Origin of the sequence: Deinococcus wulumuqiensis R12, from assembly GCF_011067105.1 — a bacterium.
In the GTDB taxonomy this organism is placed as follows: domain Bacteria; phylum Deinococcota; class Deinococci; order Deinococcales; family Deinococcaceae; genus Deinococcus; species Deinococcus wulumuqiensis.
Window position 1 is genome coordinate 61,136 of sequence record NZ_CP049358.1, and the last position, 25,969, is coordinate 87,104.

23 protein-coding genes are annotated in these 25,969 nt (G+C 66.9%); 6 read left to right on the forward strand and 17 right to left on the reverse strand.

Annotation, left to right across the window (positions count from 1 at the left end; all coding sequences use genetic code 11):
• The first annotated feature begins 22 nt into the window (after positions 1-22).
• From G6R31_RS14140 to G6R31_RS14150, 3 genes are all read left to right on the forward strand, one after another.
• The gene (locus tag G6R31_RS14140) at positions 23-994 is read left to right on the forward strand and encodes an ABC transporter permease (protein ID WP_017871731.1); all 972 of its coding nucleotides are present in this window, start codon (positions 23-25) and stop codon (positions 992-994) included.
• Complete coding sequence (locus G6R31_RS14145; protein ID WP_017871732.1) at positions 991-2,100, forward strand: ABC transporter permease; 1,110 nt, start codon at positions 991-993, stop codon at positions 2,098-2,100. Before G6R31_RS14140 ends, G6R31_RS14145 begins: the two co-directional genes overlap by 4 nt.
• A 64-nt stretch (positions 2,101-2,164) precedes the next feature.
• Positions 2,165-3,727, forward strand: a complete 1,563-nt coding sequence (locus tag G6R31_RS14150) for a glycoside hydrolase family 10-like protein (RefSeq protein ID WP_017871733.1) — start codon at positions 2,165-2,167, stop codon at positions 3,725-3,727.
• A 127-nt stretch (positions 3,728-3,854) separates the two neighbouring features.
• On the opposite strand, the gene G6R31_RS14155 is transcribed toward G6R31_RS14150, so the two are convergent.
• Positions 3,855-4,451: a helix-turn-helix domain-containing protein gene (locus tag G6R31_RS14155; RefSeq protein ID WP_017871734.1), complete on the reverse strand. Its 597-nt coding sequence runs from the start codon at positions 4,449-4,451 to the stop codon at positions 3,855-3,857.
• A gap of 384 nt (positions 4,452-4,835) precedes the next feature.
• Between G6R31_RS14155 and G6R31_RS14160 the strand changes: the two genes are divergently transcribed.
• A complete protein-coding gene (locus G6R31_RS14160; RefSeq protein WP_017871735.1) occupies positions 4,836-4,994 on the forward strand; it encodes a hypothetical protein in 159 nt (52 codons plus the stop codon).
• On the opposite strand, the gene G6R31_RS14165 is transcribed toward G6R31_RS14160, so the two are convergent.
• Positions 4,970-5,902 (reverse strand): N-acetylglucosamine kinase, encoded by a 933-nt coding sequence (locus G6R31_RS14165; RefSeq protein WP_152423799.1) that lies wholly within the window; start codon positions 5,900-5,902, stop codon positions 4,970-4,972. The genes G6R31_RS14160 and G6R31_RS14165 overlap by 25 nt on opposite strands.
• A gap of 378 nt (positions 5,903-6,280) precedes the next feature.
• On the opposite strand from G6R31_RS14165, the gene G6R31_RS14170 reads away from it, so the two are divergent.
• On the forward strand, positions 6,281-7,513 hold the full coding sequence (locus tag G6R31_RS14170) for a transposase (protein ID WP_162865373.1): 1,233 nt from the start codon (positions 6,281-6,283) through the stop codon (positions 7,511-7,513).
• A 45-nt stretch (positions 7,514-7,558) separates the two neighbouring features.
• Here G6R31_RS14170 and G6R31_RS14175 read toward each other — a convergent pair whose 3' ends face one another.
• The 15 genes from G6R31_RS14175 to rimO form a co-directional block, all read right to left on the reverse strand.
• Positions 7,559-8,257: a histidine phosphatase family protein gene (locus tag G6R31_RS14175; RefSeq protein WP_017871416.1), complete on the reverse strand. Its 699-nt coding sequence runs from the start codon at positions 8,255-8,257 to the stop codon at positions 7,559-7,561.
• Entirely contained in the window at positions 8,250-9,407 is a 1,158-nt protein-coding gene (locus G6R31_RS14180) for a phosphotransferase family protein (protein ID WP_017871415.1), read from the reverse strand. The genes G6R31_RS14175 and G6R31_RS14180 overlap by 8 nt, the downstream gene beginning before the upstream one ends.
• Positions 9,404-10,255 carry an SDR family NAD(P)-dependent oxidoreductase gene (locus G6R31_RS14185; RefSeq protein ID WP_017871414.1) on the reverse strand — a complete coding sequence of 284 codons (852 nt, stop codon included), beginning with the start codon at positions 10,253-10,255 and terminating at the stop codon, positions 9,404-9,406. Before G6R31_RS14185 ends, G6R31_RS14180 begins: the two co-directional genes overlap by 4 nt.
• Positions 10,256-10,294: 39 nt before the next feature.
• Complete coding sequence (locus tag G6R31_RS14190) at positions 10,295-11,542, reverse strand: acyl-CoA dehydrogenase family protein (protein WP_017871413.1); 1,248 nt, start codon at positions 11,540-11,542, stop codon at positions 10,295-10,297.
• Entirely contained in the window at positions 11,539-11,928 is a 390-nt protein-coding gene (locus G6R31_RS14195) for a hypothetical protein (protein ID WP_017871412.1), read from the reverse strand. The genes G6R31_RS14190 and G6R31_RS14195 overlap by 4 nt, the downstream gene beginning before the upstream one ends.
• Positions 11,918-12,403, reverse strand: coding sequence for a PaaI family thioesterase (locus G6R31_RS14200; RefSeq protein WP_017871411.1), 486 nt, complete (start codon positions 12,401-12,403; stop codon positions 11,918-11,920). The genes G6R31_RS14195 and G6R31_RS14200 overlap by 11 nt, the downstream gene beginning before the upstream one ends.
• Before the next feature lie 11 nt (positions 12,404-12,414).
• A complete protein-coding gene (locus tag G6R31_RS14205) occupies positions 12,415-12,873 on the reverse strand; it encodes a MaoC family dehydratase (protein ID WP_017871410.1) in 459 nt (152 codons plus the stop codon).
• Positions 12,870-13,646, reverse strand: coding sequence for an SDR family oxidoreductase (locus G6R31_RS14210; protein WP_017871409.1), 777 nt, complete (start codon positions 13,644-13,646; stop codon positions 12,870-12,872). Before G6R31_RS14210 ends, G6R31_RS14205 begins: the two co-directional genes overlap by 4 nt.
• Before the next feature lie 82 nt (positions 13,647-13,728).
• Complete coding sequence (nadE, locus tag G6R31_RS14215; RefSeq protein ID WP_017871408.1) at positions 13,729-14,607, reverse strand: ammonia-dependent NAD(+) synthetase; 879 nt, start codon at positions 14,605-14,607, stop codon at positions 13,729-13,731.
• A gap of 72 nt (positions 14,608-14,679) precedes the next feature.
• A complete protein-coding gene (locus tag G6R31_RS14220) occupies positions 14,680-16,065 on the reverse strand; it encodes a superoxide dismutase family protein (RefSeq protein WP_017871407.1) in 1,386 nt (461 codons plus the stop codon).
• Positions 16,065-17,306, reverse strand: coding sequence for a PQQ-dependent sugar dehydrogenase (locus G6R31_RS14225; RefSeq protein WP_017871406.1), 1,242 nt, complete (start codon positions 17,304-17,306; stop codon positions 16,065-16,067). Before G6R31_RS14225 ends, G6R31_RS14220 begins: the two co-directional genes overlap by 1 nt.
• A 115-nt stretch (positions 17,307-17,421) precedes the next feature.
• Positions 17,422-17,856, reverse strand: coding sequence for a response regulator (locus tag G6R31_RS14230; RefSeq protein WP_017871405.1), 435 nt, complete (start codon positions 17,854-17,856; stop codon positions 17,422-17,424).
• A complete protein-coding gene (locus G6R31_RS14235) occupies positions 17,853-19,463 on the reverse strand; it encodes a sensor histidine kinase (RefSeq protein ID WP_017871404.1) in 1,611 nt (536 codons plus the stop codon). The genes G6R31_RS14230 and G6R31_RS14235 overlap by 4 nt, the downstream gene beginning before the upstream one ends.
• Positions 19,464-19,731: 268 nt before the next feature.
• Positions 19,732-21,447 (reverse strand): M3 family oligoendopeptidase, encoded by a 1,716-nt coding sequence (locus tag G6R31_RS14240; RefSeq protein ID WP_017871403.1) that lies wholly within the window; start codon positions 21,445-21,447, stop codon positions 19,732-19,734.
• Between the two features lie 248 nt (positions 21,448-21,695).
• A complete protein-coding gene (rimO, locus tag G6R31_RS14245) occupies positions 21,696-23,222 on the reverse strand; it encodes a 30S ribosomal protein S12 methylthiotransferase RimO (protein WP_017871402.1) in 1,527 nt (508 codons plus the stop codon).
• Positions 23,223-23,406: 184 nt separating this feature from the next.
• Between rimO and uvrA the strand changes: the two genes are divergently transcribed.
• The gene (gene uvrA, locus G6R31_RS14250; protein WP_017871401.1) at positions 23,407-25,926 is read left to right on the forward strand and encodes an excinuclease ABC subunit UvrA; all 2,520 of its coding nucleotides are present in this window, start codon (positions 23,407-23,409) and stop codon (positions 25,924-25,926) included.
• Positions 25,927-25,969 lie beyond the last annotated feature (43 nt).

The following is a 25,969-nucleotide window of genomic DNA, read 5'->3' on the forward strand; positions in this document are numbered from 1 at the left end:
CTCCCTGTTGCTGTGTTGCCCCATGCTGAACTACACTCTCCGCCGCATCCTCGGCATGATTCCCACGCTGCTCGTGATTTCGGTGATTTGCTTCGCCGTCATCAAATTGCAGCCCGGTTCCTTCGTGGACCAGTACCTTGAAGACCCCCGCTTTTCCAGGGAAACGGTCGAAAACATCACCCGGCAGCTCGGCCTGAACGAACCCGCCTGGAAGCAGTACCTGACCTGGATCACGGGCGTGGTCACGCGGCTGGACTTCGGGTATTCCTTCGCCTCCGGTGCGCCGGTCACGTCCATTATCGGGGAAAGGCTGGGCTGGACGGTCTTTATCGCCGGGCTGACCCTGCTGCTGACCTGGGTCATCGCGGTGCCGCTGGGCATCTACACGGCGTTCAACCGCCACGGGATTCCGGCGCAGATCGCCAACTTTCTGGGATACGTGGGTCTCGCCATTCCCGACTTTCTGGCGGCGCTGCTGCTGGTGGTGCTGGTGCGGCAGCTCGGCGGAACCAACGTGGGCGGGCTGTTCAGCCCCGACATGATCGACGCGCCCTGGTCCTTCGCCAAGGTGATGGACCTGCTCGCACACCTCTGGATTCCGGTGCTGGCGGTGGGCCTGGAAGGCGTGGCGGGCCTGATGCGCCAGATGCGGGCGAGTACGCTCGACGTGCTGGGGCAGGACTACGTGCGCACCGCCAAGGCCAAGGGGCTGCCCCAGAACCGCGTGGTCTGGAAACACGCCGTGCGCAACGCCGTCAACCCCCTCATCAGCCTCGCCGGGCTGAGCCTACCCACGCTCATCAGCGGCACCATCATCATCTCCATCGTCATGAGCCTGCCCACCATCGGGCCGCTGCTGTACGACTCGCTGCTCAACAAGGACCAGTACACCGCCATGACCCTGCTGATGCTCTCGGCCTTCTTGCTGCTCATCGGCAACCTGCTGTCCGACCTCGCGCTGGCGTGGGCCGACCCGCGCGTGAGGTACTCGTGAGCGGCGGCCCCGAAACCCGGACCCCGCTCCAGATGGCGTGGCGGCGTTACCGCAAGTCGCGGCCCGGTGTGATTGCCGGGTGGGTGCTCATCGCGCTGTACGTCATTGCGCTGCTCTCGCCGTTTCTGGCGCCCTACAACATCACTGCCCAGCACGAGGGCTACGAGTACCAGCGCCCGCAGACGGTGCATCTCCTTCACCAGGGCCGTTTGCAGCGCCCCTTCGTCTACGGCTCCAAGACCGAGCGCGACCCGGTCACGTTCGCCAAAAAGACCGTGCCCGACACGACCACGCCCATTCCCATTCAGTTCTTCGTGAAGGGCGAACCCTATTCCTTTCTGGGGGTAAAGGCCGACCGCCACCTCTTCGGCGTGCCCGACGGCAAAAACGAGTACGGCGAGACAGCTCCGCGCTACTTCTTTCCCTTCGGCACCGACCAATTGGGCCGCGACCTGTTTTCGCGCACGCTGGTGGGCGCCCAGGTGAGCATGACGGTGGGCGTCATCGGCGTGCTGATTTCCTTCGCCATCGGCATCGTGCTCGGCGGGGTCAGCGGCTACTTTGGCGGCTGGGTGGACACCCTGATTCAGCGCGTGGTCGAGGTGCTGCTCTCCTTCCCACGCCTGCCGATTCTGCTCGCCCTCGCCACCCTGATTCCGGCCCGCTGGCCCTCGACCTGGGTCTACACCGGCATCGTGGCGGTGCTGGCGCTGATCGGCTGGGCGAGCCTCGCCCGTGTGGTGCGCGGTCAGGTGCTCTCGGCGCGGGGCCTGGATTACGTATCGGCGGCGCAGGCCCTGGGCGCGTCCAACCTGCGCGTGATTTTGCGCCACATCACGCCCAACCTCAGTTCTTTTCTGCTGGTCACGGCGACTCTGGCGCTGCCGGGCTACATCCTGGGCGAAAGCACCCTCAGTTTTCTGGGCCTGGGCATCAAGGAACCCATGACCAGCTGGGGCCTGCTGCTGCGCGACGCCAGCAAACTCGAAGTCGTGAGCAGCTATCCCTGGCTGCTGTGGCCGGGGCTGTTCGTGTTCATCAGTGTTCTTGCCTTCAACTTCATGGGTGACGCGCTGCGTGACGCGGCGGACACCCAGAGCCGCTGACTTCTCTGTTTATTGCTCCTGCTGTCCCCTCACGCGCCCCCGGCGCACCCCTCAAGGAGGAAGTATGTCGAAGTCCCGTTCCCTGTCCGCCCTGTTGCTCGGCGCCCTGCTGCTGTCCGCCTGCGGCCAGAACCTGTCCGGCCCTCAGCCCGAGCCGCAGCCCCAACCCCAGCCCGAACCCCAGCCCGAACCCCAGCCGAACCCCGACGCGAGCGGCCCGGTGCGCGGCCTGTGGGTGGACGCCTTCGGCGCCGGCATCAAGACGCCCGAGGAAGTCACGCAACTGGTGGACACCGCCCGCGCCATGAACGTCAACACCCTGTACGTGCAGGTGGGGCGCCGGGGGGACTGCTACTGCAACAACGCCGCCATGCCGCGCACCGACGACCCCGAAGTGCCGGCGGGCTTCGACCCCCTGGCCGACGTGATTGCCAAGGCGCACGCGAAAGACATCCGGGTCAACGCCTGGATCATCACCACGGCGCTGTGGAACAGTGCGACGCCGCCCCAGAGTCCGGACCACGCCTTCAACACGCACGGGCCGGACGCCAAGGGCCGCGACAACTGGCTGACCGTCAAGGCCGACGGCACCCTGAAAGCGGGCAACGACTGGGTAATGGACCCCGGCCACCCCGACGCCGCCGCGTACATCAGGAACATGTACGTCAGCGTGGCGAAAAACTACGACGTGGACGGCATTCAGTTCGACCGTGTGCGCTACCCCGACTACAACCCGGTGGGCGGCCCGGTGCAGTGGGGCTACAACGAAACGGCGCTGGAGCGTTACCGTGCCGAAACGGGCGCGACCGGAACGCCCGACCCCGCCGACCCGCAGTGGAGCGCGTGGCGCCGCCAGCAGGTGACGAACCTGGTGCGCGAAACCGCGCTGGCGGTCAAGGCCGTCAAGCCCGGCGTGGCGATTGCCGCCGCCACCATCACCTACGGCGCAGGGCCTGCCGACGAAGCCGCCTTCGCCGCGTCGCGTCCCTACGCCGAGGTTGGGCAGGACTGGTTGACCTGGGTCAAGGCCGGATACCTCGACCAGAACGTGATGATGAACTACAAGCGCGACTTCAACCCGGTGCAGTCGCAGTGGTTCTACCAGTGGAACACCTTCGCGGCGGGCTTGCAGGCCCGGTACCCCCACACCGAGCAGGTCAGCGGCGCGGCCATCTACCTCAACGACATTCCCAGCACCCTCAACCAGATTCGCAAGACGCAGGCGGCGGGCCTGGGCTGGGCGGGCTACTCCTACCGCACCCCCGACAGGGACGTGAACGAGGGCAAGCGCACGGCGGCGGAGGTGCTCGCCGACCTGAGGGTGCGCCTGACCGAGAAAGACGGTCCTTTCCCGACCTTCGTGCCTCACGCCCCCCTGCAACCCAGCCGGGTGCGCGGCCTGAGCGGCGAACTGCGGGCAGCGCAACCCGGCAACCACAAGGTCGAACTGCTCGGTGCGGGCGGTGAGGTCGTCGCCACCACCTTCAGCGACGGTCAGGGCCGCTACGGATTCCTGAACGTGCCGCAGGGCGCCCTGTCGCTGCGCGTGGACGGCAAGACGATGCTCCCCACGCTGCAAGTGATCCCGGGCCGCGTGACCCTGTTGGAGCCGCTCACACTGAACTGATACGGGTTCTGGACTCTCCTTCACGCAGCCGGAACAGGCACTTGAAAGCGCGTTGTTTCATCCAACACGGATTCCGGACGACAGATGCACATCTGGTTTTACGTGCATCTGTCGTTCGGAACCTGCACTACTCGGAGGCTGTTTCGCGGACCGGGCCGCGCTTCGTCCCGGCACCCGAACTTTCGCTTGTTCGGGAAGTGCCTTGGCCGCTTTTCGCCCGGCGCCTGGAGCCGTTCTGCTGCCCGGTCTGCTCCTCCTGGTTGGCGGCTTTCGGGTGTGCCGAACGGCTTTTTTGCCCCGAATGCCCGAGGCGCTTGAGATAAAGCCAGGCGGTAGACGGATTTATGCTTCGGCCCGTCTGGTCGGTAATCCACTCGGCGACTTTACGGGCCGTCCATTCACCGCCGCCGTCGGGGGGAGACTGCAACGTGGCCCCCAGCGCTGCCCGCTGTTCGGCGTTCAGGACGGGCGGCTGGCCTGCTCGACCCTTTCGGTGGTCGGTCACCGCTTCGGGGCCGTGTTCGTTGTACCGGTTGATGAGCGCGGAGAGCCACCGTCTGGAACGGCCCAACTGCTCCAGAAGGGCCGTGCGCGAGGTCTGAGGCTGCTGGGTCAGTGTCCGCAGAGCGAACCAGCGGTCACGCTCGTCGGCGGTGCTGGCGCGACGTTGACGCTGCAACAGCTCGTCGGCAGTCAGATGCGGGAGAGGAACCAGGGCCTTCATGGGCGAATTATACTTCGAGCAGGCAGGCGGCCTATTGATAACGTACAAAGTTGGTATCAACCCTCCGCCGATTGGCTCTGATACGGATTCCGCTTAATTCCTGCACAGTCGGGAAAGCGCCGCCTGTGCATCCATATCGCAGAATCCGTATTTTTTCCTACTCGCATCCGCTCTGCTGCGCAGCTTTGCAAGTCGGATTGAATCTGAAACGACCAGATTCAATCGGAATCCGTATGATACGGACATACCGCGTTCTCAATAGCTGCTCCATGCCCCCTGCGCTCCTCTCTGCGGCGTCAGGAAGCCGCGACCATTTCTTCGGCGGTCAGGCGCTGCGCCGGTTGCCCGGAGAGTTCGGCCAGCAGGATGTCGTAGTCGGCAAGGGTGTCGTGCCCGGGCAGCAGCAGGGACGCCCAGCACTTTCTGACGCTGGGGTCGAGTCAGGCCGGGCACTTCGCCGTGTACCACACCCAGCAACTCGAGGAACTCAACGCCTGGACCGAGCGGGCGGCGGTCTATCAGCCGGTGGTGGCGGTGCGCTGAGCGGTCTGCGCGGCCCGCGCCGCCGCCTCGGCGTGGTCGCGCCACTCGATGTCCACGCCGGGCAGAAGACCGCGCAGGAGTTCGGGAAAGAGTGGACTGACGCGCAGGGCGCCGCCCGTCGCCCGCAGGGGCAGGGGACCGGCCCGCACCTGCACCCGGCGCCCGAGTTCGGCCAGGGAAGTGGCGGCCCCGCGCAACAACTCCAGCGCCGCCGCGTCTCCCCGGTCCGCCGCCCGGCCCACCGCCGGAGCGAGCCGGGCGAGGGCCGAAGCCCCCGGCGCGGCGTACACGAAGGAGCGCAGGGTGTCCCAGTCGAGGCCCCCGGTCACGGCGGCGACTTCCTCGGCCAGCGGCCCGGTTGCCCCCTGCCCGAAATCGAGCGCGTCGGTGACGTGGCGCAGCGCCCCCCGCCCCAGGCTGGCTCCGGCCCCGTCGTCCCCGATGCGGTAGCCCCGGCCCCCCGCCCGCAGCGTCTGACCGCTGGTGGTGACGTGGTAGGCGATGCTCCCGGTGCCCGCGTAGATCAGGACGCCCTCACCCGGCGCGAAATGGGCGCGGTAGGCGAGGTCGAGGTCGCCTTCCACACTGACCTGCCGCGCAGACAGGCCCAGCGCGGCGGCGAGGTGCGCCCGCGCCGCCTCTGCCTGGGCCGACCCCGCGCTCAGGCCGGGGAGTCCGGCGTGGAGCCGCTGGGGCAGCGCCGGAAGCACGCCGCGCAGACTGTGCAGGGCGGCCTCGCCCGCTGGCGTCCCCAGCAGCGCGGCGGTCAGGGGAGCCACCGTGCCCGAAGCCACCCGCTCAGCGCCGCGCAGCAGCGCCCACTGCGTTCCACTGCCGCCCGCGTCCAGACCGAGGGCGAGGGGCGGCAGGCGAGTAGGCGACGGCGCAGGCGGCGTGTGGCAGGGCATGAAAGACAGCATGGCACGTCGCCCGGGGCAGGCAGACTCGTGAATACGTTGCGGCTTGCGGTCGTCTGCCTAGCGCTCATGACAAAAGACTGCCCTGCACTCTTTGACCCTCTATCAAGGGGAGAGGGCCTGCCAAAGCCAGGGGTGATACGGATTCCGATTGAATCTGGTAGTTTCAGATTCAATCCGACTTGCAAAGCTGCGCAGCAGAGCGGATGCGAGTAGGAAAAAATACGGATTCTGCGATATGGATGCACAGGCGGCGCTTTCCCGACTGTGCAGGAATTAAGCGGAATCCGTATGAGGCAATGGTTCGTGCAGTTTTGAGGTCACAAAGAAAGACCCACCGAAAATGGGGCTGTGAACACACCGCTTCCAATGGGTCTAATGGCTATCCTACAGTACGTTCTCAGCGCGGTCCCGCTGCGCAAGACGCAGCGGAATTTTCTGACCGTGCTGCTTAGCGTATTTCTCGCTGTTCCTGGACGGCTGAACGTCCTGAACCTCTCCCGATATGCGGCCTGCTCAGAGAGTACGATCCGTCGTTGGCTGCACCGAAGTGACCCCGGGGCCATTCCCTGGGGCGCAGTACACCGGGCGACTGTGAGCACGGCGATTGAGAGTGGGCTGATCAGCCCACTGTGCGTTCTGGCCATCGACGCCTCTTTTCACCGCAAATCTGGTCAGCACACCGCACACCTCGGCTCGTTCTGGAATGGCTGTGCCGCACGGACCGAACGTGGGATCGAGCAATCCTGCTGTGCCCTGATTGACGTCCAGCACCGACAGGCATTTACGGTCGATGTCCGTCAGACCCGGACCGGGTCTGAGGCCCCGAGTCGTCTGGAACAGGCCGCTGACCAGCTGGATGACGTGTTGCTTGATCTCCAGACTGTTCCACGGCTTGATCTGGCCGCTGTGGTTGCGGATGGGAACTATGCGAAAGAATCCATGGTGGAGACCGTGACCGGTCACGGTCTCCCATTCATCTCCAGATTTCCTCGCAACGCCAACCTCAAGTATCTCTATACCGGCGAGCATCCCAGACGACGCGGACGGCCAAAAAAGTTCGACGGCAAGGTGGATTTCAGCGACTTGCAGCGCTTTGACCTCGTTTCTGAAACGTCGACCGAGCGGGTGTGGACTCAGGTGGTCTGGAGCGTGCAGTGGGCGCGAGAAGTGCGTGCAGTCGTCATCCAGCAGGTCGGTAAAAAGGGTCAAGTGACGGGTTACGCGGTGCTGTTCAGCACCGCTGTGACGATGCCCGCTCATGAGGTCATTGCGCTGTACCGGAGCCGTTTCGAGATTGAACTGATCTTCCGGGATGCCAAGCAGTTCCTGGGAAGCCAGGATGTGCAATTGCGGTCACAGCCAGGCATTGAGGCGCATTGGAACGTGGTCTTGCTGACCCTGAACCTCTGTCGCCTTGAGGCCCTGCGAGCAGCAGAGGGCGGACAGAATCTGGTGTTCAGTCTCGAAGACATGAAACGCAGGGCGTATAACGCCCTGCTGGCCCAAGTGATTTTGTCCAAGTTGGATCTCTCGGCCCGCTTTGAAGAATTAGAACATCTGCCGTCCAGTCCGCTAAATTTCGGCCTCAAAGCCGCCTAAAACTGCACGAACCATTGATGAGGGGTCTTTATTACGTCGAATGTCCTAGCGCCAGCTTCGCAGGTCGGGCGGCAGGTGGCCTTCCTCGTTGAAGGTGTCGAGACTCAGGCGCCCGCCGCCGAAGGTCAGGCGCGTGAGGCTGCCGTTCTTGACCCGCCAGTTGAGCCTGAGCGCCGAGGCGTCCGGGGCGTCCAGCGCGAGGGCCACCGCCAGACCGATGACGCCGCCGCTGGTAAAGACGACGGCGACGGTGCCGGAGGGCAGGCGCAGCACGTCGCCGAGCGCGTCGCGGACGCGGGCGCGGAAGTCGGCCCAGCCCTCGACCTCCGGGTGGGTGACGCGGCCCGCTTGCCACGCCGCCGCCAGCGCTTCGAGCATCCGCTGAAAGTGGCGGTTGCGCTCGGGCGAGTCGCGGTGCTCACGAAAAGCCCCGGCCAGCGCCGCGAATTCGGCGTCCTGGCGGGCAAGCAGGGGGGCGAGCGTGCCCACCAGCCCGTCGCCGTCGAACTCCGAGAGCCGGGGGTCGAGGGTCGGCGTGGGCCAGTCCCGGCCCTCGGCGGCCAGTTCTGCCGTGCGCCGCTGCCGGACCAGAGCGCCGTGCAGGACATGGGTGGGCCGCACCCCCTGGGCCGTCAGCGCCTCGCCCACCGCGCGGGCCTGACGTTCTCCCAGCGGCGAAAGACGGTCGGTGTCGGCCTCGAAAGGCGTGGCCTGTCCGTGGCGCACCAGAATCAGGTCACTCATCGGTGGCCTGATGAACCTGAAGTTCCCCCTGGATGCCCGGTGCCTGCGAGACGCGGCGCCACGCCTCCCCGATGAGCCACTGGGCCTGCCCGCCCAGCGGGGCGAAACGGGGGTCCTGCGTCTGCCCCAGGCGATAGCGCGCGAAAATCTGAAGGACGATGACCGCCAGCTTGAAGTGCCCCAGCACCTCGTACCACGTCACGTTGCTCACGTCGCGGCCACTGCGCCCGGCGTAACGGGCCAGAAACTCCTCGCGGGTGAAAAAGCCCTGGTCGCTCGCCGCCGCGCCGATGCGCCCTTGCACGCCGCCGGGCTGCGCGGGCATGGTCCAGTAGGTCAGCGTCAGGCCCAGGTCCACCAGCGGGTCGCCCACCGTGGTCATTTCCCAGTCGAGCAGCGCCGTGACCCGCGACGGGTCGGCGGGGTCGAGCATCAGGTTGTCGAGCTTGAAATCGTTGTGGACCAGGGTGTGCGCCGACTCTTCCGGCACGTTCGCTTCCAGCCACGCGATGACGAGTTCGTCACGCAACTCGGCAGGCGGGGGCAGGTCGCCCGAGTCCTTGAGAAGGTCCCGCGCCCGGCGCCAGCGGCCCGCCCAGCCCTCGACCTGACGGCGGTTGAAGCCCTCCGGCTTGCCGATGTCGCGCAGCCCCGCCGCGTCGATGTCCACCGCGTGCAGGTCGGCCAGCGTGTCGGCCAGCGCCTGCGACATCCGGCGGGGGGCGTCCGGCAGCGCGGCGTACTCGGGGGGCAGCCCGGTCCGCACCACCGTGCCCCGGCGCCGCTCCATCAGGTAAAAGGGCGAGCCGAGCACGTCCGGGTCCTCGACCAGCAGTGCGGGCGCGGGGGCCACCGGCAGCACCGGATGGATTTTTTCGAGCAGGTGGTACTCGCGGGCCATGTCGTGCGCCCCTTTCGCCACCGGCCCCAGGGGAGCACGGCGCAGCACGTACTCGTGTTCCCCGGCCCGCAGCAGGTAGGTCAGGTTGGAAAAGCCGCCGGGAAACTGCTCGACTTCCAGCGCGTCCAGGTCTTGGGGGGAAAGGTCGCCGGGAACGCGGCCACGCATCGCCTCTTTCAGGCGCTCCAGCGGCAGTTCTTCACCGGGACGCACCGGGGCCGTGTCGCGTTCCGGGCCAGGGCCGGTCATTCGTGGCCCTCGGTGCGGGGGGCGTTGTTGCCAGTCGCTGCGGCGCTGGTGGATGCGGCGCCAGTCGCTGCGGCATTGGCCTGATGCGCGTTGTAAAGCGCCATCGCCTTGACCCGCAGGCCGCGCATGTGGCCCACCCAGCCGTCGTAGTCGGCGGCCTTGTACTGAAACCCCTTGAGGGTGGTGTCGTGGGTGGTAATCAGGAAACCGTCACGGCGCAGCACCTCCAGCGTCCTGTCTGCCAGCACGTCGGTGGTGATGGCGGTGCGCTGAAGAATCGGCGCGTTCTCGATCATCGGGGTCCAGACCCCTTCGGGGCACAGGCAGGCGACCCTTACGCCCCGGTCACCGTAACTGATGGCCAGCCACTCGGCAAACGCGAGCGCGGCGTGCTTGGTCACGGCGTAGGGGGCCGAGTGCAGTTCGGTCAGCAGGCCCGCCGCCGACGCGGTGTTGAGGAAATAGCCCTCGCCGCGTTCCAGAAAGTGTGGCAGCAGGTGCCGGGCGGCCCAGACGTGGCTCATCACGTTGATGCGGTGGACGAGGTCCCACACCCGGTCCGGCGTTTCCGGCCCCTCGCCCTGCGCGACCCCGGCGTTGGAGCAGAACAGATCGATGCGGCCTTCCTGCGCCAGAACGTTCTCGATCAGCGCCCGGACGCCTTCTTCCTGACTCATGTCGGCAGCGAAAAACCGCGCCCCGATGCTTTGGGCCTGCCTCGCCCCGAGTTCGGCGTTGCGGTCGGAGGTCACGACCCTCGCTCCCTCCTGCACGAAACGGGTGGCGAGCGCGAGGCCGATGCCCGACGCGCCGCCGGTCACGACGACGACTTTGTTCTGGAACTCCATGAGCGTCTCCTTGTGCTTGTGGGTGAGTGTGGCGGGTCGCTAGCGCCGGGAAAGCGCCCGCAGGTCCACACCCTGGCGGCGCAGTTCTTCTTTCGCCACCGTTTCGGCATGCACGATGTCGGGACCGTCGGCCAGACGCAGGGTGCGGGCCTGGGCGTACATCATGGGCAGCGGCGTGTCCTGGCACACGCCCTCGCCGCCGTAGACCTGAATGGCGCGGTCGATGACGCGCAGGGCCATGTTCGGCGCGACCACCTTGATGGCGGCGATTTCGCCCCTGGCCGCCTTGTTGCCCACCGTATCCATCATGTGCGCGGCTTTCAGGGTCAGCAGCCGGGCCTGGTCGATTTCCATGCGGCTTTGCGCGATCAGTTCGCGGGTGTGCTGGTGCGCAGCGAGCGGCTTGCCGAAGGCGACACGCCGGGTGCTGCGCCGAATCATCAGCTCCAGCGCCCGCTCGGCCTGCCCGACCAGCCGCATGCAGTGGTGAATGCGGCCCGGTCCCAGGCGTCCCTGCGCGATTTCGAAGCCGCGTCCTTCTCCGAGCAGCATGTTGCTGGCGGGCACACGCACGTTCTCGAAGCTCATTTCCATGTGGCCGTGCGGGGCGTCGTCGAAGCCGAACACTTGCAGCGCCCGCTCCACCTTCACGCCCGGCGCGTCAAGGGGCACCAGAATCATGGACTGCTGCAGGTGCCGCTCGGCGTGCGGGTCGGTCTTGCCCATGAAGATGCTGACGCGGCAGCGTGAGTCGCCTGCCCCCGAGGTCCACCACTTGCGCCCGTTGATGACGTAATCGTCGCCGTCGCGCACAATCTGCGCCTCGATGTTGGTCGCGTCGCTGCTCGCCACCTGCGGCTCGGTCATGGAGAAGGCCGAGCGGATGTCGCCGTTCAGGAGGGGAAGGAGCCACTGCTCCTGCTGCTCGGGCGTGCCGTAGCGGGCAATGACTTCCATGTTGCCGGTGTCGGGCGCCGAGCAGTTGAACACCTCCGGCGCCCACCACACCCGGCCCATGATTTCGCACAGCCCCGCGTATTCGAGGTTGCTCAGCCCCGCACCGAACCGGCCCTGCGGGTCGCTGGCAGGCGGCAAAAACAGGTTCCACAGACCCTGTGCCCTGGCCCTGGGCTTGAGGTCGTCGAGCAGCGGCACATGCGCCCAGCGGTCCCCGGTGTTCACCTGCCGGTGAAACTCGGCCTCGTTGGGGTAAATGTGCTCGTCCATGAACTTCAGCAGCCGCTCCCGCAGCTCTCCGGCACGGGGCGTGGTGTCGAACATCGTCATGCGGGTTCCTCCAGAAGCGCCGCCGGAGCGGGGGTCAGCGGGCGCAGGTCGGCGTGCTCGCCGTCGATGCCCAGCAGAAAGTCGCGGCACAGCCCCCCGCCCTCACGGCGCAGAATCAGCCCCAGGGCCTGCACTTCGGCCTGCACGCGCTCGGCGTGCGCGAAGGCTTCGGGCGAGTGGTCACAGGCCAGGGCGTCGGCGAGGCGGTTGTCTTCCTCGAACAGCGCCCGGCAGCTTTCGTACGCGGGCAGCGGCTCGAAGGCGCAGCGAAAGGCGAAGGGCCGCAGTTCGCGCAGTGTCAGGTGGCCCAGCGGCAGGCCCGCGCCGCTGAGCAGCAACAGGCGCTCGCCGGTCTGCCACGGCAGGCAGGGCGTCTCAGCGTCCACGGTCCTCCCCGCCACTTGCCGCCGACTCCGGCACGTCGGCCAGCACGATGGTCCCGAGCGCGGTCGCCACCAGCTTTTCGTCGTCGCCTGTCACGGCGAAGATGTCGCAGCGCGTGACCGCCTGTCGCCGGGTGCTGCTGACCACGCTGGCGCGGGAAACGAGCTGCTCGCCCACGCCGGGCCGCACGAAGTTGATTTTGAACTCGCTGGTCAGCACGTTCGGCCCGAGGGCCAGCGCCCCGATAAAGGTCAGCGAGATGTCGGCCATCGCCGAGAGCAGGCCGCCGTGCGCGAAGCCGTGGTGCTGGCGCAGGTCCTCGCGCAGCGGCACACGCAGGGTGGCCCCGCCGGGGGTAATGTCGGTGAACTGCGCGCCGATCAGGGTGGAAAAGGACTGCGCGGCAATCACCCGGTTGGCGAAGGCGAGCAGTTCGGCAGGAGACTGAGCGGGGTGGGGCTGGGAAAAAGAGGTCATGGCACCGTCCTTTAGAGGTACACGCGGAAGAGACTTTCTGCGGTGCAGGCGGGCTTGCTTTCGCCTTCGATCTCGATGGTGTTGAGCACCGTCAGCTGCAAGAAGCCCTGGCCCTGCTCCACGCTTTGCAGGGTGGCGCGGCTGCGCAGGCGGCTGCCCACGCGCACCGGGGCAGGAAAGCGCACCCGGTTCAGGCCGTAGTTCAGCAGCATCTTCGCGCCCGAGATTTCGGGCATGCCGCCGCCGCTGAGAAAGTCTCCGGCCAGCATCGACAGGCTCATGAAGCCGTGGGCGACGGTGGTGCCGAAAGGTCCCCGCGCGGCCTTTTCCGGGTCCACGTGGATGAACTGGTGGTCGCCGGTGGCCTCGGCAAAGAGGTCGATGCGCGCCTGCGTGACCTCCACCCAGTCCGACACGGCGAGTTCCTGACCCACCTTCTCTGGCAACTGCTGGGGCGTCAGGGCCTTCATACCGCCGTGATGCCGCCGTCCACGGCGATGTTCTGCCCGGTCATGTAGGCGCTGGCGTCGCTGGCGAGCAGCAGCGCGAGGCCCTTGAGGTCCTGTTCGCCGCCCAGCCGCCCCATCGGGGTGTGGCTCATGATCTGCTGCTCGGCGGCGGCCAGCGTGCCGCGCGTCATCTTGGTGGGAAAGTAGCCGGGGCAAATCGAGTTGACGGTGATGCCCCTGGGCGCCAGTTCGGACGCCAGGGCACGGGTGAAGTTGACCACCGCGCCCTTGGAGGTGTTGTAGGCCATCGTCGGCATCATCTGCGGCGAGTTGCCTTTCAGCCCCGCCACGCTCGCCACGTTGATGATGCGGCCCTTGCCCGCAGGCAGCATGCAGTGCCTGAGCACGCTCTGGGTGAGCAAAAACGTGCCGTTGACGTTGACGTTCATCACCTTCATCCAGGCGTCGAAGGGGTGTTCGGCGGTGGGCGCGCCCCAGGTGGCCCCGGCGTTGTTGATGAGGATGTCGATGGGGCCGACTTCCCGGTGGATCTGCGCGACGAGCGGGTCGAGGCTCTCGAAGTTGCCGAGGTCGTTGGCGTACACGTGGGCCTTGACCCCCAGGCTCTCCAGATGCGCCTTCGCCTCGTCGAGTTCGTTTTGCTTGCGGGCGGTGAGCACCACGGTGGCGCCGTACTCGCCGAGCGCTTCGGCCATCTGCAGGCCGAGGCCACGTGAGCCTCCGGTAATGAGGGCGACTTTGCCGGACAGGTCGAACAGTTCTTTCAGGGCCATACTTCTTCCTCCGTTGCGGCAACTGGGTTGCATCGACTGGGTTGCGGAACCCGTTCAGCATACGGGGAAATTTACGTCAACGTCAATTCTGGACGTGGAGGGATATTTCTCCCTCTGCGGGGGCTTCCTGCCACCAGCGGTCAAAGGGCGTGACCGGCAGCGCCCGCTTGTGGCGGGAAGTGAGAAACAGGTGTTCGAGGCGGGCGGCGGCCTCCGCGCTGACCTCGCGGCCTTCGAGGTAGGCGTCGATCTGCGCGTAGGTCACGCCGAGGGCCACCTCGTCGGGCAGGCCGGGGCGGTCGTCCTCGAGGTCGGCGGTGGGCACCTTGCGCCAGGTACTATCGGGGGCGCCAAGGTGCGCGAGCAGTTGCGCGCCCTGCCGCTTGGTCAGGCCGGTCAAGGGGGTCAGGTCTACGCCGCCGTCGCCGTACTTGGTGTAAAAGCCGGTCAGCGCCTCCGCCGCGTGGTCGGTGCCCACCACCAGCAGCCCTTCCTGCCCGGCGAGCGCGTACTGCGCGACCATCCGCTCGCGGGCCTTGACGTTGCCGCGCACAAAATCGCGCACTTCGCCGCCCAGGGCCGCCTGCGCCGCCGCGACCGAGGCGTCCGCCGCCGCCTTGATGTTGACGGTCACTTCGCGGTCGGCCCGGATAAAGTCGAGTGCCCGCACGGCGTCGGCCTCGTCGGCCTGCACGCCGTAGGGCAGGCGCACGGCGAGAAAAGTCGCCTCGTGCCCCTGCCCGCGCAGCCGCTCCGCCGCGAGCTGGCACAGCCGCCCGGCGAGGGTGGAGTCCTGCCCGCCGCTGATGCCGAGCACGAAGCCCTTGGCCGGGGTGCTGAGCAGGTAGGCGCACAGAAAAGCGACCCGCCGCTCGACTTCGGCGCCCGGGTCGATCTCGGGCTCCACGTGCAGCTCGCGGATGATGTGACGGCGGAGGGGCGACAGGGATGAAGGGGTCATGGGCGCAGTATGCCCGGCGCCGGGGCACGAAAAAACCTCTCCCGGTGGGGAGAGGCCGAAAAGAGAGAGTGCTCAGAACTTGGCGAAACGGGTGAGCTTGAACGGCGTTTCGGGCGTGCCGCCGAGGCGGTCGAGTTGTGCCTGCGTCACCACGAGGTCGTTCCCGACCTTCGCCAGCGTGGCGGGAAAGCGCAGGCCGTTCAGAGGCTCCTGCGCGACCAGTTGGCCGCTGCCGTAGTCGGCGCTGAGGCTGACCTTGGCGACGACCTGGTCCTTGTTGCGGGCCACGTAGAGGGTGCGCCCGTCCAGCAGCAGGCCGTCGCCGTTGACGAGGCCGCCCATGACCTTCTTCACCGCTTTGGTCTTCAGGTCGATGCGCCACAGCTCTCCGGTGTTGAGCTGCATGGCGAGCAGGTACCGGCCGTCGGGGGTGGCGGCGATGCCGTTGAGGTTCACGCCGGGGCCGTACTTGATGGGCGTCCCCCCCAGGTCGAGCCACGCGGTCAGGTTCAGCGCCCTGTCCACGCGGAAAATCACCGGGCGCGAGGAGTCGGTCACGTACACGTTGCCGTCGGGGGCCATGACCAGGTCGTTGACGTAGGGGCGCGGCGACTTGGGCGTTTCCAGCACCTTCAGGGTCATGCCGTCGGGCGTGAGGATGCTGACGGTCCCCTGGGCGCCGCCCGCGATCCACAGGCGGCCCTGCGGGTCGACCTTGAGACCGAGCGCCACCTGACGGCCGTAGGCGCCGCCTTCCTGGAACTTGGTGACCGCGCCGCTCTGGGCGTTGACCGCGTAGATGGTGCCGTTCTGGGCGCTGCCGGTGTAGATCACGCCTTTTTTCGCGTCGTAGGCGACTCCTTCGGGGTGGTCGACCGGGCCGGGAAGCGGGTAGTCGCGCACGCTCAGGCCCTCGCGCAGGATCACGCCGCAGCGCTCGCGGGCGCCGCTCATGCCCGCCGGGTCGGTCTTGTAGTCGTCGGGGTTGGCGTGGATCACCAGGCTGCGGTTCAGAATGCCGTTTTCGCCGGTCAGGCTGATCTTGGCGCTGGTAAAGCTCGCCTTGCCCACGCCGTCGGCGCCGACGCTGAGCATCGGGGTGTCGCCGCCGTGACCGAGCTTGTTGTCGGTCTGCGGGTCGTCGTGGTTGCGGCTCATGCCAGGGTCGAAGTGACCGCCCGCCGCGCCGAAGGGCACCACCCGGTTGACCGCCGGGTCCACGCCGGGAGTGCAGCGCCCGAACTCGTGGACGTGCATCCCGTGCATCCCAGGCGTCAGGCCGCGCACGTCCACCGTCACCTGCACGCCCGCGCCCTGCTGCACGAAGCGGGCGCTGCCCACGACTTGCCCAGCGGTGTCACGAAGAGCGGCGGTCGCACTGAGGGGAGCCGCCGGCTGGGCGCTGCCCGCGCTCGCCAGGCCCAGGGTCAGCAGCCCGAGCAATACCGTGTTGCGCATCATTTCTGGTCCCCCACATAGCGCACGCGGTAGATCACACCGCTCTGGTCGTCGGTAAACAGCAGGCTGCCGTCGATGTAGGTCGCCAGCCCCGCCACGCGCCCGAACTGCTTCCACTCGCCGCCTTCCTGATACACGAAGCCGGTGATGAAGGGCTCGATCTTCTCAGGCTTGTTCTGCGCGTTGAAGACCACGCGAGCGACTTCATAGCCGCTCGGTTCGTTGCGGTTCCACGAACCCCGGAAGGTCACGAAGGCGTCGTTGCGGTACTCGGCGGGAAACTGCTTACCGGTGTAGAACTTCAGCGCGATGGCGGCGGCGTGCGCCGTGTAGTTGAGGGTACTCGGCTCGGTGCGGGCGCAGTATTCCTCTTTGGTGATCTTGCCGGGCATGTTGGCGAGGTTCACGAAGGGGTCGGGGGTTTTGGCGCCGTAGCAAAAGGGCCAGCCGTAGTCCTTGCCGCGCTTGATGACGTTGAGTTCCTCGGGCGGGATGTTGTCGCCGTGCCAGTCGCTGCCCTGGTCCATGCCGTAGAAGGTCCTGGTGACCGGATGCCACCCGAAGCCGATGGTGTGGCGCAGGCCGCGCGCGTACACCTCGCGCCACTGGCCGTCCGGGCGAATGCGCAGGATGGTCGCTTCCTCGGGGTTCTGGGTGGGGGCGTCGTTGTTGGTGGAGCCGAAAGAAGCGTAGAGGTAACCGTCCGGTCCCCAGGCGAGCTGACGGGCGGGGTGCTGCCCGGCGTCGGGGAACTTGTCGGCGAAGACGCGCGGCACGCTCAGGCCACCGTCCTTACTCATGTCCATCACCCAGATGGTCTTTTCGCCCACCGCGTAGAGCTTGCCCTGGCGGGTATCGAGGCCGTGGACCAGCTTGAGCTGATCGGCCACCCGGCGGCGTTCGGTCGCGTCGATGGTGCCGTCACCGTTGGCGTCCTTCAGGTACCAGATGTCGCCCTGCTGGCGGCGCGACATATAGATGCCGCCGTCAGGCATCACGTGCAACATGCGGGCGTTGCCGAGTTCGGTCGCCATCACGCTGATCTTGTACCCGGCAGGCACCTTGAGGCGGGCGAGCTTGTCAGGCGTGAACTGCTGGGGCGTGGGCTCGTTGCGGGTCACCGTGGCCGTGGCAGGCGGCTGGGGCGCGGGCAGCGGGCGGTCCAGGGGCGCCGGGGGGGTCTGGGCGTGGGCAGAGGCGAACAGGGCCGCCGTCAGGGCGGTCAACAGGGTTTTTCTCATGAGTCCTCCAACGCAAAGCATGAGGCCTGTACGGTCCGGCGTACCGTCCGGCGTTACTTTATGAGCCGGAGATGGACACCTTCTCAAGAAAGGGGGAGTGCCCGCGCCTGCCGCCTCAGCGGGGGCCGGAAGGCAGGGCCGCCACCGTAAACCAGAAGTTGCCCAGCGAACGGATGACTTCCACGAATTCACCGATGGACACCGGCTTGGGAATGTAGGCGTTGGCGTGCAGCTTGTAACTGCGCCACACGTCCTCCTCGGCGCGGGAGGTGGTCAGCACGATCACCGGGATGTGCTGAAGCTGCGGGTCTTCCTTGAGGATGTCGAGCAGTTCGAGTCCGCTCAGGCGCGGCATGTTGAGGTCCATCAGAATCACGTCGGGGGTGGGGGCGCCGGCGTGTCGCCCCTCACGGCGCAAGAAGGCCAGGCCCTCCACCCCGTCGCGGGCCACGTGCAGGCGGCAGGGAAACTCGGCTTCCTCGAAGGCTTCTTCGGTCAGCAGGATATCGGCGGGGTTGTCCTCGGTCAGCAAAATTTCGATGGCTCTCATGGTTGCTCCGCAGCAGGTGGGGTATCGGGAAGAAAAAAGAAGAAGGTGGTGCCCTGGCCCGGCTCGCTCTGGAGCCAGACGCGGCCGCCATGCTGCTCGGCGGCGTTGCGGGTCACGGCCAGGCCGATGCCACTGCCCTCATAATCGCCTACACCGTGCAGGCGCTGAAAGACTTCAAAGATTTTCTCATGATATTGCGGCTCGATGCCGATGCCGTTGTCCTGCACCGCAAACTGCCAGCCGGGGCCTGTGGCCTGAGGACCCGTAGCCTGAGAGCCGGCACTTCTCTCGGCCCACACCCGGACCTGTGGCGCCCGGTCGGGATGCCGGAACTTCAGGGCGTTGCCGATCAGGTTCAGGAAGATGTGGTGCAGCAGTTCGCGGTTGCCCTGCACGGTGGGCAGCTCGCCCACGTGCAGCTCCCCGCCGACCTCGCGCAGCCTGACTTCCAGGTCGGCGCGGACCTGCCCGGCGAGTTCGGCGGTGTCCACCGGCCCGAACACCCGGCCCGTGCGGTGGACCCGTGAAAACACCAGCAGGTCCTGAATCAGCGTCTTGAGGCGGTGGGTGGCCGAAATGGTGAACTTGATGTACTGCTCGCCCCGTGCGTCGAGCTGGCCGCTGTAGCGCCGGGCGATCAGCTCGGTGTAGCTGCCGATGGTGCGCAGCGGCTCCTGTAGGTCGTGGCTGGCGACGTAGGCAAAGCGCTCGAGTTCGCGGTTGCTGCGCTGCAGGCTGGCGTTCGTGCGTTCGAGCGAGCGCGCACTCTCGGCCAGCTCGGCTTCACGCTGCTGCACCGCCTCGGCCATCCGGTGAAACTGCGCGCTGAGGCGGTCGAGTTCGGTGATGCCCAGGGGACTCACCCGCTGCTCGTAGTGCCCGGCGGCGATGCGCTGGGTGCCCTCGGTCAGCTGCGAGACGCTCAGCGACAGGGTGGAAATGATGCGCCGCACCGCCAGCACGAGCAGCAGCGCCCCGAGCAGCAGCAGCAGCGGGGTCAGAATCAGCAGTCGGCGCAGCGCCGTGTTGCTCGCCTTGAGCGCGTTCGACAGGCGCTCGTTTTCGAAGCCGATCATGGCGTTGAGGGTTTCCCGCGCCTCGTCGGTCAGGTGACGTCCGGTGCCGGCACTCACCCGCGCGACAGCACTTTCCAGCGAGACGCGTCGGGCGGCGATTTCGGGCTGCGCGGCGACAAGTTCCCACTGCGCTATCAGGGTTTCGACGCGCCCGATGTTCTCACGTTGACGGTCGGTGACGATCAGCGGCTCGTAGCGCCTGAGGTGCTCGGCAAAGTTCTGCTGACCGCGCCGGTAGGGTTCCAGAAAGGAAGGCTGCCCGGTGATGACGTACCTGCGCTCGCCGTTTTCCATGTTGGAAATGTCGGTGAGCAGTTGCCGCAGCAGCAGCAGCCGACCCTGCGAGGCCTGGGCGAAGTGGGCGTTCCGAACGCTGAGGTTCAGGCTCCAGACCACCAGCCCGCCCATGAGCAGCAGCAGCAGCACTGGCAGCACCAGCGGGCGCACGATCAGCGAGGTCAGGGGGCGTGGTCGGCGCCCGGCCCTCCAGGGTTCCAGACCGGTGTTCCCGGAAGGCAGGGGCAATTTCATCTCCGCCGAGTGTACCCCGCCGCCGAGTGTCTCCTGTCGCCGAGTGGGAGGGCACGAACACGCAAGTCGCGCCCGCTGCCTCCTCCCCGGCAGACATAGATTGCGGGCTGGCTTGTACGGATTCCGATTGAATCTGGTAGTTTCAGATTCAATCCGACTTGCAAAGCTGCGCAGCAGAGCGGATGCGAGTAGGAAAAAATACGGATTCCGCGATATGGATGCACAGGCGGCGCTTTCCCGACTGTGCAGGAATTAAGCGGAATCCGTATTAGCCGAGTTGCTCTTTCAGGAAGCCCATCAGCCCCCGGATGTACTCGCGGTCGAAGCGGAATTCGGCGCCCGCCGCGCGGTACAGCTCGGGCACGCTGACGGTGTTGCCGAGCCGCAGCGCCGCCTTGTAGCGCTCCAGCGCGGCGGCGGGGTCCTGGCGGGCCGAGCGCCACAGGGCGACGGCGGCGAGATAACACATGGCGTACTCGATGTAGTAGAAGGGCACCTGAAAGATGTGGTAATAGTGCCAGCCTTTGGCCCGGATGCCCTCGTCCAGCCCACTCCAATCCACGAAGGGGTGGAAGGTGCGGTCGAGTTCGAGCCACTTGGCGTCGAGGTCGGCGACGGTCACGTCCTGCGGCGCCTCGGCGTAGAGCCAGTGCTGGAAGGCGTCCATCTGCGCGGCCCAGGGCAGGAAGGCGATGACGCCCTCAAGCTGCTTGCGGCGGTAACGGGCAAGTTCGTCGGCGCTCAGGGCGTGCGAGAGGTGGTCGAGGGTCAGGAATTCCATCGCCATGCTGGGAATCTCGACGAACTCGATGGGACTCCAGCGGTTCCACACCAGCGGCTGCGCGTCGCCGCTGTAAAAGCCGTGAAAGGCGTGCCCGACCTCGTGGAACAGCACCCGCACGTCCTCGGCGGTGCCCACCACGTTCATCAGCACGAACGGCTCGTTGGTGGTCGGGAAATAGTTGCAGTAGGCGTGCGTCATCTTGCCGGGACGCGATTCGAGGTCGAGCAGCCCGGTCTCGCGCATCTGCCGGAACCGGGCGGCGAGGTCGGCGTCGAGGCGCTCAAAGGTCTGCTGGGCCAGCGCCTCCAGTTCGGCGCCGGTGTTGAAGGGCCGCAGGCTCTCGCGGCCTTCGGGGTCGAGCAGGTTGTTGCGGTTGTAGTCCCAGGGCCGCAGGCTGCCCAGACCGAGCTGCCGCGCGATGTCGCCCACGAGGTCGGAGAGCAGCGGCACCACCTCGCCCTGCACCGCCGCGTGAAAGTCGAGGCACTGCGCGGGCGCGTAGTCCACCCGGTCGAGTTCCTTCCAGCGGTAGGCGCGGAAGTCGGCTTCGTCGGCGTTGCGGGCCAGCTGGCGCCGGGTGCCGATGAGGTCGAGCATCACCGCGTCGAGTTCGGGGGCCATCGCCTGATTGCTCGCCTGAAGTGCCCGCCACGCCTCCTCGCGCTGCTGGCGGTCAGGCGAGTCGGTCAGCTGCTTGGCCTGCGGCACCGTCAATTCCTCGTCTCCGAGCCGCACCTTCTGGTTGCCGGTGATGACCGAGTGCCGGTTGATCTGCTGGTTGTGGGTCACGCCGAGGTCCACGTTCGCCTCGCGAAACAGCGCGGCGGCGTCGCGAAACCGGCGGTAATTCAGCGCGAAATCGGGGCCGGGCACGTACCCCGGCACGGCGAGCAGCTTCTCGGTCAGGGCCTGGTTCGCCCGCTCCGCCTGGGGAATCACCTCGGCCATGAAGGTCTGGTACCGCTGCTGAATCGCGTCGTCGTCGGTGTGCAGGTCGGCGTGGGTGGAGAGCTTGCTGGCGCTGCCCTGCAGGCGGGCGCTCAGCGTGCTCCAGCGTTCCAACCAGGCGGGCACGTCCTGGGCGGTCAGGTCGCTCGCTTGCAGAGCGGCGAATTCGGGGGCGTAGCTGTCCCACTGCGCGTCGGCGGCAGGCACCGCGAGTTTGCGTTCGACGGCTTCGAGGCTGGGTTGTGTGGTCATCGGGGGCAGTTTAGAGCAGTTCTCCGAATTACGTGATGCGCGGAACGGCACCCCGCATCACTCCATTCTCCGTCCTGCTCAGTGTTTTGCACTCGCTCCGCTCGCCAAAAAGACGTTGCGTCTTTTTGTCAAATGCTCTAGAGCAGTTCCCGCCGGGGGCATGAGGCGAGGTGGCGGTTGGAGATCCTGGTGGAAAAATCGCGCCGTTCCCTATGTTCTTGCGCCGAGACAAACTGTTCAGAGCGGTATCAGTGCTTGCCGAAGTGCCCCAGCTGCGGCACGTTCGGTTTCCATTCGGGGCGCTCAACCACCTCGCCGAAGAGGTCGTATTCGTCGCTGTCCTCGATGCGGGCGCGGACGATGTCACCGATTTTGACCTGCCCGGCGAAGTCCCCGGCGTAGAGGTACACCTGTCCGTCGATGCCCGGCGCGTCGCCCTTGGTGCGCCCGATCAGGCGGGTGCCGGGGGCGTCGCCCTCGTCCTCGTCGTCGTTGAATTCGTCAATGATGACGTCCATCACGCGGCCCACCTTTTCGGCCAGTTTCTCGGTGCTGATGCGCTGGGCGACTTCCATGAAACGGGCGAGGCGTTCTTGCTTGACCTCTTCCGGCACGGCGCCCGGCAACTTGTTGGCGTCGGCTTCTTCCACGTCGGAGTACGGGAAAGCCCCCACGCGGTCGAGGCGGGCGTCTTCGAGAAATTGCAGGAGTTCCTGGAAATCTTCTTCGGTTTCGCCGGGAAAGCCCACGATGAACGTGCTGCGGATGACGAGTTCCGGGCAAATCTCGCGCCAGCGCCGGATGGTGTCGAGTTGCTTGCCCGCGCCGGGTCGCCGCATCAGCTTCAGAATCTTGGGCGAGGCGTGTTGCAGCGGAATATCGAGGTAGGGCAGCACCTTGCCCTGGGCCATCAGCTCGACCACCCGGTCCACATGCGGGTAGGGGTAGACGTAGTGCATCCGCACCCACGCGCCCATTTCTCCCAGTTTGACGGCGAGGTCGGTGAGGTGCGCGCGCACCTGTTCGCCCTGAAACTCGCTCTCGCGGTAGCGGATGTCCACCCCGTAGGCCGAGGTGTCCTGCGAAATCACCATCAGTTCCTTCGTACCGCCCGCCACCAGCCGGAACGCCTCGTACAGCACCGCGCCCGCGTCACGCGAGACCTGCAGGCCGCGCAGCTTGGGAATGATGCAAAACGCGCAGGTGTGGTTGCACCCCTCGGCGATCTTGACGTAGGCGTAGTGCCGGGGCGTGAGCTTGACACTGGGCGCGAACACGTCGCCGTGTTTGGTGTTCTCGCGCTGCGGCGCTTCGATGCCCGCCCGCATCCCCGGCGCAGCCACCGGCAGCAGCCCGGTAAAGGCGTCGAGGTCGAGCGGCAGCAGTTCACGGACATGGCCCATCACCTCGTCCACCGCTTCCGACCCCGTAATGGCGGCGACTTTGGGGTGGCGCTCCATGATCTTTTCGGGCCGCTCGCCCAGGCAGCCGGTCACGATGACCTTGCCCGTGGCGTCCAGCGCCTCACCGATGGCCGAGAGCGACTCCTCGACAGCGGGCGTGATGAAACCGCAGGTGTTGACGATCACGGCGTCGGCGCCCTCGTAGCTGGGGGCGACCTCGTACCCTTCGGCCCGCAGCTGGGTCAGGATACGCTCGCTGTCCACCAGCGCCTTGGGACAGCCGAGCGAGATGAAGCCCACGCGCTTGGGCGCGGCCTCCGGGGAAGGGGAAAGGGTGGGCAGGCGTTCGGTTGTGGTCACATCGTCCTCCATGCGCCGTTGCCGGGGCGCCTTCGCGTGTCTTTGCGGGTGATTCATCTCGCCACGTGTTTCAGGGCGGCAGTCAGCCCGGCAGTGTAGCGCATCACGTGCGGCAGGGGAGAGCGCCGCCTTCCCTTTTCAGCCAACCTTACGACTCCCCGCGCCCCGTTCTCCGCCGCGCCGATACTGCCGGGCAATGAGTCCTTCTTCCCCCGACTTCCTTGCTGACGACTTTCCCGCTGGCGGCTTCGTGCAGGTGCGCGGCGCCCGCGAACACAACCTCAAGGACATTTCCGTTCAGCTTCCGCGTGACGCGCTGGTCGTGTTTACCGGCGTTTCCGGCTCTGGCAAGTCGTCGCTGGCCTTCGGGACGCTGTACGCCGAGGCCCAGCGCCGTTACCTCGAATCGGTCTCGCCGTATGCCCGGCGGCTGTTCAACCAGGTCGGCGCACCCGACGTGGACGCGATTGATGGCCTGCCGCCCGCCGTCGCCCTGCAACAGCAGCGCGGCACGCCCACGGCGCGGTCCTCGGTGGGCAGCGTCACCACCCTCTCCAACCTGCTGCGGATGCTGTATTCCCGCGCTGGCGAGTACCCCGAAGGCCAGGGCATCGTGTACGCCGAGGGCTTCTCGCCCAACACGCCCGAAGGCGCCTGCCCGGAGTGTCACGGGCAAGGGCGGGTCTACACCGTCACCGAAGCTTCGATGGTGCCCGACCCGTCGCTGACCATCCGCGAGCGGGCGGTGGCGGCGTGGCCGACGGCGTGGGGTGGGCAGAACCAGCGCGACATTCTGGTGACGCTGGGCATTGACGTGGACGTGCCCTGGCGCGAGCTGCCGCAGGAAACCCGCGACTGGATTCTGTTTACCGACGAGCAGCCGGTGGTGCCCGTGTATGCCGGATTCACGCCCGAAGAAACCCGCCGCGCCGTAAAGAAGAAAATGGAGCCGAGCTACATGGGCACCTTTTCCAGCGCCCGCCGCCACGTGTTGCACACCTTCGCCCACAGCGAGAGCGCCGCCATGAAAAGGCGCGTGCAGGCCTACATGATTTCCGAGGAGTGCCCGCTGTGCCACGGCAAACGGCTGCGCCGGGAAGCCCTGAACGTGACCTTCGCCGGGCTGGACATCACCGAGTTCTCGCGGCTGCCTCTGGCGCGGGCCGCCGAGCTGCTGCGCCCCTATGCCGGAGCCGCGCCGGACGAGGAAGGCGCGGCCCAGGCCATCGCCCGGCAACGCATGGCCGGGGACCTGACCCGTCGCCTGGACGTGCTGCTGAACCTCGGCCTGGGCTACCTGCAACTGGAGCGCTCCACGCCCACGCTCTCGCCCGGCGAACTGCAACGCCTGCGCCTCGCCACGCAGCTGTATTCCAACCTGTTCGGCGTGGTGTACGTGCTGGACGAGCCGTCCGCCGGGCTGCACCCCGCCGACACCGAGGCGCTGCTCGCTGCGCTGGACGGCCTCAAGCGGGGCGGCAACTCGCTGTTCGTGGTGGAACACGACCTGGACGTGATTCGCCGCGCCGACTGGCTGGTGGACGTGGGGCCCGAAGCGGGGGAGAAGGGCGGGCAGATTCTCTACAGTGGCCCGCCCGAGGGGTTGAAGGACGTGAAGGCGTCCCAGACAGGCAAATATCTGTTTACCACTGCCCACTCCGAACCCCACGCCCCCCGCGAGCCGTCCGGCTGGCTGGACCTGAGCGGCGTGACCCGGAACAACCTGCAAGACCTCAGCGTGCGCTTTCCGCTGGGCGTGCTGACCAGCGTGGCCGGCATTTCCGGCTCGGGCAAATCCTCGCTGGTGAGCGGGGCTTTGGTGGACGCGCTGGCGGCGCATTTCGGGCAGCCCGTGGCCGAGGAACCCGACGACCAGGACGACGCCCCCGCCGTGAGCGGCACCGCGCAGCTCGGCGGCGACCTGGGGCAGATTTCGCGGCTGGTGCGGGTGGACCAGAAGCCGATTGGCCGCACGCCACGCAGCAATATGGCGACCTACACGGGCCTGTTCGACCACGTTCGCAAGCTCTTTGCGGCGACCCCGCTCGCCAAAAAGCGCCGCTACAGCGCGGGCCGGTTCTCCTTCAACGTCAAGGGAGGCCGCTGCGAACACTGCCAGGGTGAAGGCTGGGTGATGGTCGAGTTGCTGTTCCTGCCGAGCGTGTACGCGCCCTGCCCGGTCTGCCAGGGAAAGCGCTACAACGAGCAGACGCTGGAAGTCGAGTCCCGGGGCAAGAACATCGCCGACGTGCTGGACATGACGGTGGACACCGCCCACGAGTTTTTCGCGGACGAACCCGCCATTTTCCGGGCGCTGGACACCCTGCGCGAAGTTGGGCTGGGCTACCTGCGGCTGGGTCAGCCCGCCACCGAACTGTCGGGCGGCGAGGCGCAGCGCATCAAGCTGGCGACCGAGTTGGGCCGCAGTGGGCGCGGCGGCACCGTCTATATCCTCGACGAACCGACCACCGGCCTGCACCCCGCCGACATCGAGCGCCTGCAAAAGCAGCTCTCCAAGCTGGTGGACGCCGGTCACACCGTCATTGCGGTCGAGCACAAGATGCAGGTGGTCGCCGCCTCCGACTGGGTCATCGACATCGGCCCTGGCGCAGGCGAGAACGGCGGGCAGGTGGTCGCGCAGGGCACGCCCGCGCAGGTGGCCCGGGTGAAGGAGAGCCGCACGGCGCCCTATCTGCGGGCGGCGCTGGGACGATAGCAAGGGGGCGCCCCACTCGAAGGCGCCCCTCTCCGCTGGAAGT

Bases quoted from the DNA above. Each gene is read 5' to 3' on its own strand.
- G6R31_RS14220 (WP_017871407.1), bottom strand. From the start codon at position 16,065: ATGCGCAACACGGTATTGCTCGGGCTGCTGACCCTGGGCCTGGCGAGC.
- G6R31_RS14170 (WP_162865373.1), top strand. From the start codon at position 6,281: ATGGGTCTAATGGCTATCCTACAGTACGTTCTCAGCGCGGTCCCGCTG.
- G6R31_RS14165 (WP_152423799.1), bottom strand. From the start codon at position 5,902: ATGCCCTGCCACACGCCGCCTGCGCCGTCGCCTACTCGCCTGCCGCCC.
- G6R31_RS14190 (WP_017871413.1), bottom strand. From the start codon at position 11,542: ATGACGATGTTCGACACCACGCCCCGTGCCGGAGAGCTGCGGGAGCGG.
- G6R31_RS14205 (WP_017871410.1), bottom strand. From the start codon at position 12,873: ATGAAGGCCCTGACGCCCCAGCAGTTGCCAGAGAAGGTGGGTCAGGAA.
- G6R31_RS14175 (WP_017871416.1), bottom strand. From the start codon at position 8,257: ATGAGTGACCTGATTCTGGTGCGCCACGGACAGGCCACGCCTTTCGAG.
- G6R31_RS14200 (WP_017871411.1), bottom strand. From the start codon at position 12,403: ATGACCTCTTTTTCCCAGCCCCACCCCGCTCAGTCTCCTGCCGAACTG.
- G6R31_RS14240 (WP_017871403.1), bottom strand. From the start codon at position 21,447: ATGACCACACAACCCAGCCTCGAAGCCGTCGAACGCAAACTCGCGGTG.
- G6R31_RS14235 (WP_017871404.1), bottom strand. From the start codon at position 19,463: ATGAAATTGCCCCTGCCTTCCGGGAACACCGGTCTGGAACCCTGGAGG.
- G6R31_RS14140 (WP_017871731.1), top strand. From the start codon at position 23: ATGCTGAACTACACTCTCCGCCGCATCCTCGGCATGATTCCCACGCTG.
- G6R31_RS14180 (WP_017871415.1), bottom strand. From the start codon at position 9,407: ATGACCGGCCCTGGCCCGGAACGCGACACGGCCCCGGTGCGTCCCGGT.
- G6R31_RS14150 (WP_017871733.1), top strand. From the start codon at position 2,165: ATGTCGAAGTCCCGTTCCCTGTCCGCCCTGTTGCTCGGCGCCCTGCTG.
- G6R31_RS14155 (WP_017871734.1), bottom strand. From the start codon at position 4,451: ATGAAGGCCCTGGTTCCTCTCCCGCATCTGACTGCCGACGAGCTGTTG.
- nadE (WP_017871408.1), bottom strand. From the start codon at position 14,607: ATGACCCCTTCATCCCTGTCGCCCCTCCGCCGTCACATCATCCGCGAG.
- rimO (WP_017871402.1), bottom strand. From the start codon at position 23,222: ATGGAGGACGATGTGACCACAACCGAACGCCTGCCCACCCTTTCCCCT.
- G6R31_RS14185 (WP_017871414.1), bottom strand. From the start codon at position 10,255: ATGGAGTTCCAGAACAAAGTCGTCGTCGTGACCGGCGGCGCGTCGGGC.
- G6R31_RS14230 (WP_017871405.1), bottom strand. From the start codon at position 17,856: ATGAGAGCCATCGAAATTTTGCTGACCGAGGACAACCCCGCCGATATC.
- uvrA (WP_017871401.1), top strand. From the start codon at position 23,407: ATGAGTCCTTCTTCCCCCGACTTCCTTGCTGACGACTTTCCCGCTGGC.
- G6R31_RS14225 (WP_017871406.1), bottom strand. From the start codon at position 17,306: ATGAGAAAAACCCTGTTGACCGCCCTGACGGCGGCCCTGTTCGCCTCT.
- G6R31_RS14210 (WP_017871409.1), bottom strand. From the start codon at position 13,646: ATGGCCCTGAAAGAACTGTTCGACCTGTCCGGCAAAGTCGCCCTCATT.